The 13,895-nt window shown below is 73.5% G+C and carries 12 protein-coding genes; 9 read left to right on the forward strand and 3 right to left on the reverse strand.

Translation table 11 applies throughout. The features are described from left to right. The 3 genes from IE330_RS07110 to IE330_RS07120 all read left to right on the forward strand — a co-directional run bounded on the left by IE330_RS07110 (position 1) and on the right by IE330_RS07120 (position 4,896). Positions 1 to 1,227, forward strand: a complete 1,227-nt coding sequence (locus tag IE330_RS07110) for an MFS transporter (protein WP_190135004.1) — start codon at positions 1 to 3, stop codon at positions 1,225 to 1,227. Positions 1,228 to 1,392: 165 nt separating this feature from the next. Continuing rightward, positions 1,393 to 4,176 carry an alpha/beta hydrolase gene (locus IE330_RS07115; protein WP_190135005.1) on the forward strand — a complete coding sequence of 928 codons (2,784 nt, stop codon included), beginning with the start codon at positions 1,393 to 1,395 and terminating at the stop codon, positions 4,174 to 4,176. A 174-nt stretch (positions 4,177 to 4,350) separates the two neighbouring features. Beyond that, positions 4,351 to 4,896, forward strand: a complete 546-nt coding sequence (locus IE330_RS07120; protein ID WP_229925451.1) for a nucleotide triphosphate diphosphatase NUDT15 — start codon at positions 4,351 to 4,353, stop codon at positions 4,894 to 4,896. A gap of 207 nt (positions 4,897 to 5,103) precedes the next feature. Here IE330_RS07120 and IE330_RS07125 read toward each other — a convergent pair whose 3' ends face one another. The 3 genes from IE330_RS07125 to IE330_RS07135 form a co-directional block, all read right to left on the reverse strand. Beyond that, on the reverse strand, positions 5,104 to 6,558 hold the full coding sequence (locus IE330_RS07125) for a glyceraldehyde-3-phosphate dehydrogenase (protein ID WP_190135006.1): 1,455 nt from the start codon (positions 6,556 to 6,558) through the stop codon (positions 5,104 to 5,106). A 196-nt stretch (positions 6,559 to 6,754) separates the two neighbouring features. Beyond that, positions 6,755 to 6,988, reverse strand: a complete 234-nt coding sequence (locus IE330_RS39625) for a hypothetical protein (RefSeq protein ID WP_268257271.1) — start codon at positions 6,986 to 6,988, stop codon at positions 6,755 to 6,757. Positions 6,989 to 7,052: 64 nt separating this feature from the next. Next, positions 7,053 to 7,463 (reverse strand): Fur family transcriptional regulator, encoded by a 411-nt coding sequence (locus tag IE330_RS07135; protein WP_190135007.1) that lies wholly within the window; start codon positions 7,461 to 7,463, stop codon positions 7,053 to 7,055. 149 nt (positions 7,464 to 7,612) lie between these two features. Between IE330_RS07135 and IE330_RS07140 the strand changes: the two genes are divergently transcribed. The 6 genes from IE330_RS07140 to IE330_RS07165 all read left to right on the forward strand — a co-directional run bounded on the left by IE330_RS07140 (position 7,613) and on the right by IE330_RS07165 (position 13,890). Further along, positions 7,613 to 7,912: a hypothetical protein gene (locus IE330_RS07140; protein WP_190135008.1), complete on the forward strand. Its 300-nt coding sequence runs from the start codon at positions 7,613 to 7,615 to the stop codon at positions 7,910 to 7,912. Continuing rightward, positions 7,896 to 10,118 carry a catalase/peroxidase HPI gene (katG, locus tag IE330_RS07145; protein ID WP_190135009.1) on the forward strand — a complete coding sequence of 741 codons (2,223 nt, stop codon included), beginning with the start codon at positions 7,896 to 7,898 and terminating at the stop codon, positions 10,116 to 10,118. Before IE330_RS07140 ends, katG begins: the two co-directional genes overlap by 17 nt. A 134-nt stretch (positions 10,119 to 10,252) precedes the next feature. Beyond that, positions 10,253 to 12,334: an NACHT domain-containing protein gene (locus tag IE330_RS07150; RefSeq protein ID WP_190135010.1), complete on the forward strand. Its 2,082-nt coding sequence runs from the start codon at positions 10,253 to 10,255 to the stop codon at positions 12,332 to 12,334. 209 nt (positions 12,335 to 12,543) lie between these two features. After that, positions 12,544 to 12,951, forward strand: a complete 408-nt coding sequence (locus IE330_RS07155) for a phage tail termination protein (RefSeq protein WP_190135011.1) — start codon at positions 12,544 to 12,546, stop codon at positions 12,949 to 12,951. A 24-nt stretch (positions 12,952 to 12,975) separates the two neighbouring features. Then, positions 12,976 to 13,548 carry a phage tail tube protein gene (locus IE330_RS07160; RefSeq protein WP_190135012.1) on the forward strand — a complete coding sequence of 191 codons (573 nt, stop codon included), beginning with the start codon at positions 12,976 to 12,978 and terminating at the stop codon, positions 13,546 to 13,548. A 48-nt stretch (positions 13,549 to 13,596) separates the two neighbouring features. Further along, positions 13,597 to 13,890, forward strand: coding sequence for a hypothetical protein (locus tag IE330_RS07165; RefSeq protein ID WP_190135013.1), 294 nt, complete (start codon positions 13,597 to 13,599; stop codon positions 13,888 to 13,890). Positions 13,891 to 13,895: the final 5 nt, after the last annotated feature.

Consider the following 13,895-nt stretch of genomic DNA (forward strand, 5'->3'; position numbering starts at 1 on the left):
ATGTTGCGTGTTCGCGATGAGTTTCGCCGGACACAGGTGGCCATCGCGGCGCTGTTCTGCGTCCTCGGCTTCCAGTACGCCACCTGGGCCGCGCGGCTGCCCGCGCTCAAGTCCCGGCTCGGGCTGAGCGAGGCCGAGCTCGGCCTGCTCCTGATGGCCACCGGCGTCGGCGCCGCCGTGTCGTTCCCGCTGGTCGCCGTCCTGACGCGGCGGTGGGGCTCGCGCCGCCTGGCGTTCGTCTCCGCGCTCGTCCTCGGCCTGCTCCTGCTCGCCCTCGCCGTGGCGCCGAACTACCCCGTGGCCCTGCTCGTCATGGCCGTCGACGGCGTGGCGGTCGGCTGCCTGAACGTCGCCATGAACGCCCAGGGCGCCGCCCTGGAGTCCCGCTACCGGCGCACCGCCATGGCCAAGCTGCACGCGACGTTCAGCGGCGGCTCGCTGGCCGCGGCCCTGCTGGCGTCCGGCACCAGCGCGGTGACGTCCTCCGTCGCCGTGCACTTCGGCGTGGCCGCCATCCTGGTGCTGCTGCTCGCGATGTACGCCGAATCCGACCTGCTGGCCGACGAGGGGCCCGCGGACGAGCCCGCGGAGAAGCAGCGCCGCCGCCGGGGCCTGCCCGCCGCCGTGACGCTCTGGATGGGCTTCGCCATGGTGTTCGGCACCGTGGCGGAAGGCGCGATGAACGACTGGTCGGCGCTGTACCTGAAGGACGTCGCCGACGCCTCCGCCCGCGTCGCCCCGCTCGGCATCGCCGTCGTCTCGGTGATGATGGTGCTCGCCCGCCTCTTCGCCGACGGCTGGCGCACCCGCTGGGGCGACGGCCGCGTGGTCCGCGTGGGCAGCGTCCTCGCCGCCGCGGGCCTGGCCTTCGCGCTGCTCGCCGGGGGCGTCGTACCGGCCCTGATCGGCTTCGCCTGCATGGGACTCGGCCTCGCCGCCGTCACGCCGTGCGTGTACGTCGCCGCGGCGCGGCAGGGCTCCGACGCGCTGGCGCTCGTGGCCGCGATGGGCACGACCGGACTGCTCGCCGGGCCGCCCCTCATCGGCTTCCTGGCGAACGGCACCAGCCTGGTCTGGGGCATGGCGGCCGTCGCGGTGTCGGCCCTGCTCGTCGCCGCCTGCGCGCTGCGCATCCGCTGGACCGGGGTGCCGGGGGCACAGGACGGGGGTGAGGCCCGGGAGACGGACACCCTGTCCGCGGACCGGCCGAAGACGTCCGCCAGTTGAGGCTTTTCGACCGCATCCTGCCGGTATCGGTCCGGGACATGTCGTGCTGTGCACGACATCGGCCGTGTCACAGGCAACCCACAGCCCTCCTTCGCCCTCCTTCAGCACTGGAGCCCCGGTGAACCCACGGGGCTTTCGGGGGAGCACACGACAAGGAGGACTGTCTTGATCCGTGTCCCGCGCTTGGCGACTGCCACTGTCACGGCACTCGCACTGGCGGTGGGCCTGCCGGAGCTCGCGCTCGCGTCGCCCGACCAGCCGCGCGCGCAGCGCTCCGACGACCTCATATCGCCCGACAGACCCGGCGACCGGCTGCCGCCGGGCTGGGAACTCACCGGTGACGGCGCCGAGAGGCACCTCGTGTGGCGCGCGCCGAAGCCGGTGCCCATGGGCGACGCCCGGGTGGAGTTCTACGCCGGGGACCGGCTGCTCGGCCGGCCCCAGGCCGGCGGCGACGACCGTACGTTCCGGCTGAAGCTCGACGACGGACCCGGCGCGCGGGAGGGCCTGGAGGACCTCCGGGCCCTCGCGGGCGGCCGCCGCCTCGACAAGCCCGCGCCCGCCGCGCCGCCACAGCGCACGGTGCCCGTACCGGAGCGACTGCCCGCGAACGGCACCGACCCCGGCAAGCCGGGCCCGTACCGCACCGTCAAGGGCGAGTACGACCTGGCGCCGGTGAAGCTGCCCGGCTTCCCGCGCAAGGTGGAGATGCGGGCCACGGTGACGGGCCCGGTCGGCGCCCCGGGGAAGCGGCCCGTGGCCCTGTTCCTGCACGGCCGCCACGGCACCTGCTACAAGGGCGGCGACGTCGGCGGCAACTGGCCCTGCGAGTCCGGCTGGAAGCCGGTCCCGAGCTACCAGGGCTATCTGCACGACCAGAAGCTCCTGGCCTCCCAGGGCTATGTGACGGTGTCCGTCTCGGCCAACGGCATCAACGGCCAGGACGACGTCGCCGCCGACGGCGGCGCGCAGGCCCGCTCGTCCCTGGTGCGCCGGCACCTCGGCCGGTTCGCCGACTGGGCCGCCGACCCGCAGAAGGCTCCGGCCGCCGTCCGCGACAGCGCGGCGGCCGCCGACCTGTCCCGGGTCCTGCTCGTGGGCCACTCCCGCGGCGGCGAGGGCGTCAACAGGGCCGCGCTCGACAGCCGGTACGCACCGCCCGCCGACCAGGACGGCTACCCCCACACGGCGCGCTGGCAGGTCCGCGGCACCGTCCTCATCGGTCCCACGGTCTTCGGCCAGAACCCGGACCCGGACGTGCCCTCCCTGACGCTCCTGCCGGGCTGCGACGGCGACGTCTCCGACCTCCAGGGCCAGCTCTACCTGGACAACACCCGCGGCGTGGGCAACGGTTCGGCCCTGCACAGCGCGGCGTACATGGTCGGCGCCAACCACAACTACTTCAACACCGAGTGGACGCCGGGGCAGGCGCAGGCGCCGGCCAACGACGACTTCGGCTCCGACGCGCAGCACCCGGTCTGCTCGCCGGGCTCCGGCCCCCGGCTGACGGCCGAGCAGCAGCAGAAGGCGGGGTCCACGTACATCGCTGCGGCCGCCCAGTTGTTCGTCGGCGGTGACGACGCGGTGCGCCCGCTGCTCGACGGCTCCGGCAGGAGCGCGCCGTCGGCGAACCCGGCCCGCGTGCTCACCCACGCCGTCGGCGGGCGGCGCACGGCCGCCGTCGTGCCGGACCCGGCGCTGAAGGTGACCGGTGGCACGCTGTGCGACCAGACCGCCGCGGACGGCGCGCGCGCCTGCCTCAAGCGCGGCACCAAGGCGCAGTCCCCGCACTTCGCGGGCTTCGAGGCGACACCCGACCCCGGGCGGTACGCCCTCGCGATGCGCTGGTCCCGGGCGGGCGCCACGATGTCCGTCAAGAACCCGCGCCCCGTCTCCCTCGACGGCTCGACGTCGCTCGCGCTGCGGGTGGCCCTGCCGCCCAACTCCACCGGCACGAAGCTGGACGTGACGGCCGTCGACGCCTCGGGCCGCCGCGCGAAGCTCGGCCAGGTCCGCGCGGACGGGCTGCCGGGCAGCGGCTACATGGCCACGTACTGGGGCCAGGAGCTGCGCGTTCCGCTGACGGCCGCCACGCGCGCGGGGCTCGACCTGAAGCGGATCCAGTCCCTGGAGCTGACCTCGCGCACCGGGTCCGGGCACGCGGTGCTGATGGACGCCTGGGGCTGGCGCCCCGGCACGGCCGAGGTGCGCCCGTCCGCGCTGGCGCGCGTCGACGTCGGGCAGCCGCGCGTCGACGAGGGCGACTCGGGCGTCCGTACGCACCGGGTGCCGGTGCGGGTGACCGGTGACGGCGAGGGCAAGGTGCGGCTCTGGGTGCCGAGCCCGGACCGGGAGAAGTTCACCGTCAAGACGGTGTCGGTGCGGCCCGGGGACACCTCCCTCGGCCTGCCGTTCAAGGTCAAGGGCAACAAGCGCTACGGCATGCCGCTGTCGTACAGCGTCCTGGCCAAGACGGCCGGCGGCGCGGTCGTGGGCTCCTACTCCGGCGGGCTCTCCGTCCGTGAGGACGACCCGATGCCGAAGGTCACGGTGAAGCCGGTCGCGGCCAAGGTCACCGAGGGCAAGCCCCTCACGTGGCGCGTCTCCCTGTCCGCGGCCGCCGACACCGAGATCGTCGCCGCGTTCCGCTTCGAGCGCGTCAGCGGGGGCAAGGAGCTGTCCACCAAGGACGTCGACAAGGCCTGGCTCAAGCGGCAGTTCGACGCCAAGCCGGACCCGGCGCGTCCGCTCTCCAAGGTGACGGGGGACCCGTTCCTGTCCGTCGTGGTCCCGGCGGGCAAGCGCAGCGCCGACCTGGTCATCCCCACCGTGAAGGACCGCGTGCGCGAGTCCCAGGAGTCGGTGCGGGTGCGGCTGTACACGTACGACCAGGACTGGAACGAGCACCGGGGGCCGCTCTTCACCGGCCGGGTGCGCAACGGTTCGTAACCGGATGACAGGGCGGGCGGCTCCCGGTGGGGGCCGCCCGCCCCGGCGTTCCCGCAGCCCGCGCCCGCACCCGACGCCGGGGCCGCTCGGTTCGCCCGTGGCCCCGGGAGGGATGATCGACGCGGGGACACCCCAAGGCACGGCGGAGACATCACAGGGCACGGGAGGAACACGGTGGAACACACACAGCGGCACGAGCCGGGCGACGACCGGGCCGCGGGGCCACCGCCCGCGCCGCCCTCGCCGCTGACACTGATCGAGAACCGCCCCCCGGCCGCGCACGCCGCCGTCGGCGCGGGCGTCGTCGTCACCGACGGGCGGGGGCGGGTGCTGCTCGGCCTGGCGCGCGACGGCGTCTGGGAGCTGCCCGGCGGCAAGCTCGACCCCGGTGAGTCGTTCGAGCAGGCCGCCGTCCGCGAGCTCCGCGAGGAGACCGGCCTGGCGGCCGCCGCGGCCGACGCCCGGGTCCTCGCGGTCCTCGTGGACGCCGCCGCCCAGGGCCTGGCCCGGCTGACGGCGGCCGTCCGCGTCACCCGGGCCGAGGGCGAGCCGGCGGTGACCGAGCCGGACCGCATCGACCGCTGGCAGTGGCACGAGGTCGCCGCCCTGCCGGGGCTCGGCTCCCTGTTCAGGCCGAGCGCGCACGTCCTGGACGTCGTCTGGCCCGGGGTGCTGCCCGGCCTGCCCCCGGTGCACCGGCACGCCGTGCGGGGTGCCTGAGCCCGCCGGGCCGCGGCGGACCAGGCGGCTCCTTTTGGGGAGTTCCGGCATACAGGGGCATGGCCCCGGCCGCACCGGGTACGAGCCAGGTGGACCCCGCCGCGCTCCCCCGTCGCGGCGGGGTTCCGTGTGCCCGGACACGCCGCGGGGCGCCCCGGAAGCTCCGGGGCGCCCCGCGGTGCTCGCCGTACGGCGGGGGTGCGTCCGTCAGGCGGCCGGGGCCGGGTAGGTCGGGTACTCCACCCCGGAGACGTGCTGCACGACGCGGATGACCTGGCAGGAGTAGCCGAACTCGTTGTCGTACCAGAGGTAGAGGATGGCGTTGTCGCCGTCGACCTTGGTGGCGCCGGCGTCGACGATCGAGGCGTGGCGCGAGCCGATGAAGTCGTTGGAGACGGCGTCGGGCGCGCTGGTGAAGTCGATCTGGCGGCGCATCGGCGAGGTCAGCGACACCTCGCGCAGGTACTCCAGGACCTCGTCGCGGGAGGTCTCGCGGCCGAGCCGCAGGCTGAGGATGGCGATCGAGACGTCCGGCACCGGGACGCGGATCGAGCTGCCGGTGATGGGCGCCTTGAGGTCGGGCAGCGCCTTGGCGACGGCGGAGGCGGCGCCGGTCTCGGTGATGACCATGTTCAGCGGCGCGGAGCGGCCCCGGCGGTCGGCCTTGTGGTAGTTGTCCAGGAGGTTCTGGTCGTTGGTGAACGAGTGGACGGTCTCCACGTGGCCGCGCAGCACGTCGTACTCGTCGGCCATCGCCTTCAGCGGCGGCACGATGGCGTTGGTGGTGCAGGAGGCGCAGGACAGGATCTGCTCGTCGGGCTTGATCGTGTCGTGGTTGACGCCGTGCACGATGTTGGGCACGTCGCCCTTGCCCGGGGCGGTCAGGACCACCTTGTCGACACCGGGGCGCAGGTGCTTCGACAGACCCTCGCGGTCGCGCCACTTGCCGGTGTTGTCGATGAGGATGGCGTCCTTGATGCCGTGGGCGGTGTAGTCGACCTCGGACGGGTCGCTCGCGTAGATCACCTTGATCTCGTTGCCGTTGGCGATGATCGTGCTGCTCGCCTCGTCGACGGTGATCGTGCCCTGGAACTGGCCGTGGATCGAGTCGCGGCGCAGCAGCGAGGCGCGCTTGACGAGGTCGTCGGCGGGGCGTCCGCCGCCCGGGCGGACGACGATGGCGCGCAGCCGCAGGCCGTTGCCGGAGCCCGTCTTCTCGATGAGCAGCCGGGCGACGAGGCGGCCGATGCGGCCGAAGCCGTACAGGACGACGTCGCGGCCCTCGCGGCACTCGATCTTGTTCGCGCCGGTGGCGCCGGCCACGGCCTCGGCGGTGAACTCCTCCACCGACAGACCGCGGTCGTCGGCCTTGTACGTCGCGGCGAGCATGCCGATGTCGATCTGGGAGGGGCCGAGGTCGAGCGCGGTGAGGGCCCGCAGGAACGGCAGCGTCTCGGTGACGGAGAGCTCCTCGCCGGCTATCTGCCGGGCGAATCGGTGGGTCTTGAGGATGCTGACCACCGACTTGTTCACGAGCGAGCGGCTGTGGAGCAGGACGGTCACGTCCCGCTCGCGGTGCAGCTTCCCGATCAGCGGGATCATCGACTCCGCGATCTCCTCGCGGTGCTTCCAGTTGGTGAACGAGTCGTCGTTGACAGTCACAGGCTTATCTCTCGATCGAGCTAGGCGGCGCTCATATGCTAACCCCCGCCTTTTTCGATCATGAAGAGGGTGCCGCTCGGCTCGGGCGTCTCCCCGCCTACGCGGCTCTGACCTGCCCTTTTGACCGGCTCCCCGGCCGTCGGCGGGCGCTGTTCGGCTTCTGTCGGTGCGGACGGCGCCCGCCGACGGGTGCCGCTCAGCTCCTGCCGGTGCGGACGGCGCCCGCGGTGTCGAGCCGGTCGAAGCCGCCCCGGCCGAGGAGGGCGACCCCGGCCGGCGCGAGCCCGGCCCACAGCAGGCCGGCGACCCGGCGCGCGGCGACGACCGAGAGCAGCAGTGGGCCGAGCCCGCTCGTGGACGCGCCGCCGCCACCGCTCGTCCTCGCCTGGCGCGAGGGCGTCGGGGACCCGGCCGCGCCGGACCTGGTCACGCTCGCCCACGAGGTCCTGGCGACCTGAAGGAACGGTCAGGCACGGCGGCTTGGGGACGAGACGTCAGGAGCAGGACGGGCAGAGGCCGCGGTAGGTGACCTCGGCGGCGGCCACCGTGAAGCCGAACCGCTCCTGTGCCGGGAGGTCGGCCAGCGGGTCGCCGGTGGGGTGCACGTCGCGGATGGTGCCGCAGCGGGAGCAGACCAAGTGCTGGTGCGGGCGGTGGGCGTTGGGGTCGTAGCGCTTGGCGCGGCCGTCGGTCGCGACCTCCATGACCTCGCCGAGCAGGACCATCTCGCCCAGCGTGTTGTAGACCGTCGCGCGGGAGATCTCCGGCAGCCGCTCGGCGGCGCGGGCGTGCACCTCGTCGGCGGTGAGGTGGACGTGGTCGCCGTCCAGGACCTCCGCGACGACGCGCCGCTGGGAGGTCAGGCGCCAGCCACGCCCTCGCAGTCGCTCCAGCAGGTCACTCATATGCGGTTCACCTATTCGGTTCGGCGGCGTGCGCGGATTTTACCGGCACGTGTGCGGGTTCCGCTGGCACTGGGATCGGATGAGCTTCTTGACCTGGACTCGGTCCATCGTAGGATCGGTTCCGACGATGGCCAAGGGCAGCCTCGCCCATGCTCCAAGGACGCGTCGAGGACGGCCACTCCCCCGGGCGGGCACGTCCTCACGGTGTCGGCCACGCGGTGTCGGCCACGCGGTCGGTGCGGCCCCCTTTCCACCACCCGCACGACACCGGGCACGACGAGCACGAGCACGAGCACGACGAGCACCCCGAGTACCGCAAGCATCCCGAGTACCCCGAGTACCGCAAGCATCCCGAGTACTTCGAGCACCGCAAGCACCCCGAGTACTTCGAGCACCTGAGCACGACGACCCGCTCAGTCCGAAAGGATTCCCATGGCCGAGAACCCTGACGCAATCGTCACCGACCCGAAGTTGGAGGGCACGGACGGCTGCCCGGTCGCGCACGGCCGGGCCCCGCACCCGACGCAGGGCGGCGGAAACCGCCAGTGGTGGTCGGAGCGGCTGAACCTGAAGATACTGGCGAAGAACCCGGCCGTGGCGAACCCGCTGGGCGAGGACTTCGACTACGCGGCGGCGTTCAACTCCCTCGACCTGGCGGCGGTGAAGCGCGACATCGCCGAGGTGCTGACCACCTCGCAGGACTGGTGGCCCGCCGACTTCGGCCACTACGGCCCGCTCATGATCCGCATGGCGTGGCACAGCGCCGGCACGTACCGCATCAGCGACGGCCGCGGCGGCGCCGGCGCCGGGCAGCAGCGCTTCGCCCCGCTCAACAGTTGGCCCGACAACGCCAACCTCGACAAGGCCCGCCGACTCCTCTGGCCGGTGAAGAAGAAGTACGGCCAGAACATCTCCTGGGCCGACCTGCTGGTCCTCACCGGCAACGTGGCCCTGGAGACGATGGGCTTCAAGACCTTCGGCTTCGCGGGCGGCCGCGAGGACGTGTGGGAGCCCGAGGAGGACGTGTACTGGGGTCCCGAGACCGAGTGGCTCGGCGACGCGCGCTACACCGGCGACCGCCAGTTGGAGAGCCCGCTGGGCGCCGTCCAGATGGGCCTGATCTACGTCAACCCCGAGGGCCCCAACGGCAACCCGGACCCGATCGCCGCGGCCCGCGACATCCGCGAGACGTTCCGCCGCATGGCGATGAACGACGAGGAGACCGTCGCCCTCATCGCGGGCGGCCACACCTTCGGCAAGACCCACGGCGCGGGCCCCGCGGACCACGTCGGCAACGACCCCGAGGCCGCGCCGCTGGAGCAGATGGGCCTCGGCTGGAAGAGCACGTACGGCACCGGCAAGGGCGCCGACGCCATCACCAGCGGCCTGGAGGTGACCTGGACGGCCACCCCGACGCAGTGGAGCAACGGGTTCTTCAAGAACCTCTTCGAGTACGAGTACGAGCTCACCCAGAGCCCCGCCGGCGCCCACCAGTGGGTGGCGAAGAACGCCGAGGCGATCATCCCCGACCCGCAGGACCCGTCGAAGAAGCGCCTCCCGACGATGCTCACCACCGACCTCTCGCTGCGCTACGACCCGATCTACGAGCCGATCTCGCGGCGCTTCTACGAGAACCCCGAGGAGTTCGCGGACGCGTTCGCCCGCGCCTGGTTCAAGCTGACGCACCGCGACATGGGCCCGGTCGTGCGCTACCTGGGCCCGGAGGTCCCCGCCGAGACGCTGCTGTGGCAGGACCCGCTGCCGGAGCGCACGGGCGAGCTGATCGACGCGGCGGACGTCGCCGCCCTGAAGGAGCGGGTCCTCGCCACGGAGCTGACCACCGCGCAGCTCGTGTCCGTCGCGTGGGCGGCGGCCTCCTCCTTCCGCGGCAGCGACAAGCGCGGCGGCGCCAACGGCGCCCGCATCCGCCTGGAGCCGCAGCGCAACTGGGAGGTCAACAACCCGGCGGAGCTCGTCCAGGTGCTGCGGGTGCTCGAAGGCGTGCAGGAGGCCTTCAACTCGGCGCAGTCCGGCGGCAAGCACGTGTCGCTGGCCGACCTGATCGTGCTCGCGGGCACCGCGGCCGTCGAGAAGGCGGCCAAGGAGGGCGGCGTCGACGTCGAGGTGCCGTTCTCGCCGGGGCGCGTGGACGCGGCGCAGGAGGAGACGGACGTCGAGTCGTTCGCCGCGCTGGAGCCGTCGTACGACGGGTTCCGCAACTACGTCGGCAAGGGCAACCGGCTGCCGGCCGAGTACCTGCTGCTCGACAAGGCCAACCTGCTGACGCTGAGCGCCCCGGAGATGACGGTCCTCGTGGGCGGCCTGCGCGTGCTCGGCGCCAACCACGCCGGGTCGGCGCACGGTGTCCTCACCGACCGGCCGGGCACCCTGACGAACGACTTCTTCATCAACCTCCTCGACCTGGACACGACGTGGACGTCGACGTCCGAGGCGCGGGACACCTTCGAGGCCCGCGACGCGAGCGGCGCGGTCCGCTGGACCGGCACCCGCGCCGACCTGGTCTTCGGTTCCAACTCCGAGCTGCGGGCGGTCGCCGAGGTGTACGCGAGCGACGACGCGAAGGAGAAGTTCGTCAAGGACTTCGCCGCGGCCTGGGCGAAGGTCATGGACCTGGACCGGTTCGACCTCCGCTGACCCCCCGGCCGTGACCGCGGCGTCCCGGCGGCCCCTGGGCGGGACGGCCGGGGCGCCGCGCCCCTGGGGCCGGTGCCGCCCCAAGGGCCCTGGGATCACGACAGGGTCGCGGTCCTTCGGCCATCATGTGTGCCATGGTGGGCGCGCGGGGGCGGTCGTTCGGGTTCGGGTCGGCCGCGCTGGTGGCGTGCTGCGGCACCGTGGCGATGCTGGTGCGCGCCGCCGGGTCGCCGACCGGTGACATCGACCTCCTGGGCGCGGCCATCGGCACCAGCTCGTTCGTGGTGAGCGCCTGGGGCGCGTGGCTGACGCTGCGCGCGGCGCGCTGGCAGGAGACGGACCTCGCGGACGCCTCCGCGCGCCTGGCGGCGCGGGTGCTCGCCGTGGAGCGGGAGGCCCGCCGTCAGCTCCTCGGAGACCACGACCGCGCCGTGGACGTGCGGTTCGTCTTCCGCCCCTCCCCCGCGCACTCCGCGGCCGGCGCGGACGGGGGCGGGAGCCTGGCGGCGGTCGCGGACTACTTCCGGCGGCTGCGCCCGCGGCGCATGGTGGTCACCGGGGCCCCCGGCGCGGGCAAGACGGTCCTCGCGGTCCAGTTGCTGCTGTGCCTCCTGGAGCGGCGCGGGGCCGACGAGCCCGTGCCCGTGCGGCTGTCGCCGGCCTCCTCGGAGCCGCACGTCGACGTCGAGGCGTGGCTCGCGCGCCACCTCGTCCGCGTCTACCAGTTGCCCCGGCAGACCGCGGACGCCCTGGTCGCGGCGCGGCGCGTGCTCCCGGTGCTCGACGGCCTCGACGAACTCGACACGGCCCCGTGCCCGGGCTACGGCTCCCGCGCGGCCCGGGTGCTGCGGGCGCTCAACGCCTACCAACAGGGCGTGCTCAAGGCGGAGGTGGTGCTGACCTGCCGCAGTGAGACGTACGACGCGCTGGAGGAGAGCCGGGTGTGGGCGCACGACGCGGCGCGCGTCGAGATCCTGCCGGTCGCCGCGCCGGAGGCCCGCGCCTTCCTGGACTCGCGGGTCGACGACCCCTCGCGCTGGAGCGGTGTCCTCGACCGCCTGGAGCGGGAGCCCACGGGCCCCCTCGCCACCGGTCTCGCCACACCGTGGCGCCTGACCCTCGCCGTGACCGTCCACGAGCAGCGGGACCCGGCCACGGGCCGCTACGCGCGCGACCCCGGCCAGCTCCTCGACCGGCGCCTGGACAGCGCCGAGGCCGTCGGCACGCGCCTGCTGGACCTGTTCGTCCCGGCCACGGCCCAGCTCTTCCCCGGCCCGGGCGGCGCCCGCTTCGACGCCCGCCTGGTCCGGGAGTGGCTGACCACCCTGGCCCGCTACCTGGAGGACAACGCCGCCACCGGCCGCACCGTCGCGGGCCACCGGCTCTCCGGCACCGACATCGTGCCGTCCCGCCTCTGGCCGCTGGCCGGCACCCGGCGCCCCCTCGCCGCGCTGGTGGCGACCGCGGTGGCGGTGTCCCTCGCCGGTACGGCCCTGCTGCTGGGGCTGCTCGCCACGCAGGGGCCCCTGCTCGCCCCCTGGCCGGTGCTCGCGGCCCTGGTCATCCTGGGCATGCTCACGGTGCCCGTGTGGTCCCTGGCCTGGTCCGACCTCGCGGGCGACGACCATCAGTACCCGCAGGTCCACGCGCGGCCGCGCGCCCTCGTCCAGCGCCTCACCGCCGCGCTGGTCACGTCCGGCCTCCTGTCGGGGCTGCTCGCGGCGCTGGTGGCCGGCCAGAACCCGGCGGCGGCACCGGCTCCGGTCGCGGTGACGTTCACCGGCTGCGCCGCCGCCCTGGGCCTGCTGTTCGCCGTGCCGCTGCCCGGCGCGCCCGAGAGCTCGCACCCCGCGTCGAGCATCAGGAGCCACCTGGTGTGGGGCCTCGCCGTACCGGCCGCCGTCTCGGCCGAGGTGCTGCTGGCGGCGGCGATGAGCGCCGGCAAGGACCCCGGCACGGTGCTGGCCCTCACCGCCGGCGGCGGCCTCGCGGGCGGGCTCCTCTTCGCCCCCACGCTGGCCCCCACCGGCCTGTGGTACGCCGGACTGCTGCTGCGCACCCGGCGCCGGAGCGGCAGACCGCTGCCCTGGCGGCTCGGGCGGTTCCTGGCGTGGTGCTACCGCGCCGGTCTCCTGCGGGTCGCCGGAACGGCCTACCAGTTCCGCCACCGCGAGCTCCAGGACCACCTGGCCCGGCGGACTCCGCCGCGGCCGTGACCGCGCCGGGCGATTCCGCCCCCGGCCACACACCTCCCCCCACCCCCATCCCCCCGCGACCCTGAAGACTCGAAAAGCCTCGCACGGCAAGCGAGTTGACGGAGCATCACATTCCGATACGCAGTCCCCAGGTTTTCCCCGACAGCACATTGCCCCCACCCCACCCGCCCCGCACAATGAGCGTCCCGGACCACGCAAGGAGGGTGCGCGTGAGTGTTCCGCCCATCGTGTTCCCGGATGTCGAACGCCTCGTCGTCGACCACCTCAAGAGCCGTCCCGAGCTGTCCGGCGTCCTCGTCGACAACCGCACTCCCCCGGGTTTCGACGGCACCCAGAAGGCCGTCCTGGTGTCCCGGGCGGGCGGCGCCTGGGTCGACGACCAGCACCTCGACCAGCCCCTGATCGACCTGGAGGTCTACGGACCCGACAAGCCCACGGCCCACGCGGTGGCCACCGCGGCCCGTACGGCGCTGCTCACCGTGCGCGGCACCACGTACGGCAGCGCCTACGTCACCGACGCCGTCGAGGCGGACGGACCGCGCTGGCTGCCCGACTACCGACGGCAGGCCGCCAGCCGCTACCTGTCCACCACCCGGCTCTCGATCCGCCCCTCCTGACGTGCCCGATCCGAAGGAGCCAGCATGCCCGGAATGAACCCCAACGAGATCCGTGTCGCCGGGACGGGGCGCATCCTCACCGCTCCGCCCGGTACGCAGGCGCCCGCCGACGTCACCGCCAACTGGGGAGCGGGCTGGCGCGACCTGGGCTACACGACGACCGACGGCATCCGCTTCAACAAGAAGGACAAGATCGACCCGGTGGACACCTGGCAGTCGGTCAGCCCGGCCCGCTTCGTGTACTCCGACCGCGACCTCACCGTGAAGTTCGCGCTGCTCCAGCTCAACGAGGACACGCTGCCGTACTTCTTCGGCGGCGGCGACGTCAAGGAGACCGCCGAGGGCTCCAAGCTCTACCGGTACGAGGTGTCCGCCGAGCCCAGGAAGGACGAGCGGATGCTCGGCGTGGAGTTCGCCGACGGCGACACCATCAAGTACCGCTTCGTCATCGAGCGCGGACAGGTCACCGAGACCGAGGAGTTCCAGCTCACCCGCACCGCGTCGGTCAAGCTCGGCGTCACCTTCACCGCGCTCGCCGTGGACAACACCAGGCCCCTCGCCCTCTGGATCACGAACGACCCCGCCTTCGCCAAGTAGCCCGCAAGCAGCCCGCAGGCCACCGCCGCCCCGCGCCCGAGGAGTCGTATGCCCGCGCCCTTCAACGTCAACGCCGCCCGCGCCCAGCGCCTGGAGACGCTCGGTCTGAGGTGGGAGTTCGAGGTGGACGGCGAGACGTTCTCGCTGCCCACGGAGATCCCGCGCCGCTCCGCCCAGGCGCTCGCCTCCCTGGGCGACGACGACCTCGACGGCCTGCTCGCGCTGCTGCTCGGCGACGAACAGTACAAGCGGCTCGGCGACCACGACCTGAGCGTCCAGGACGTCGCCGCCATCCTCAACGCGTACGGGGAGGAGACCGGTCTGAGCGTGGGGGAAGGCTGAGCCTC

It is taken from the genome of Streptomyces longispororuber, assembly GCF_014656095.1.
Taxonomy (GTDB): domain Bacteria; phylum Actinomycetota; class Actinomycetes; order Streptomycetales; family Streptomycetaceae; genus Streptomyces; species Streptomyces longispororuber.

Bases quoted from the DNA above. Each gene is read 5' to 3' on its own strand.
- IE330_RS07110 (WP_190135004.1), top strand. From the start codon at position 1: ATGTTGCGTGTTCGCGATGAGTTTCGCCGGACACAGGTGGCCATCGCG.
- IE330_RS07140 (WP_190135008.1), top strand. From the start codon at position 7,613: ATGCTCCAAGGACGCGTCGAGGACGGCCACTCCCCCGGGCGGGCACGT.
- IE330_RS07165 (WP_190135013.1), top strand. From the start codon at position 13,597: ATGCCCGCGCCCTTCAACGTCAACGCCGCCCGCGCCCAGCGCCTGGAG.
- katG (WP_190135009.1), top strand. From the start codon at position 7,896: ATGGCCGAGAACCCTGACGCAATCGTCACCGACCCGAAGTTGGAGGGC.
- IE330_RS07150 (WP_190135010.1), top strand. From the start codon at position 10,253: ATGGTGGGCGCGCGGGGGCGGTCGTTCGGGTTCGGGTCGGCCGCGCTG.
- IE330_RS07160 (WP_190135012.1), top strand. From the start codon at position 12,976: ATGCCCGGAATGAACCCCAACGAGATCCGTGTCGCCGGGACGGGGCGC.
- IE330_RS07135 (WP_190135007.1), bottom strand. From the start codon at position 7,463: ATGAGTGACCTGCTGGAGCGACTGCGAGGGCGTGGCTGGCGCCTGACC.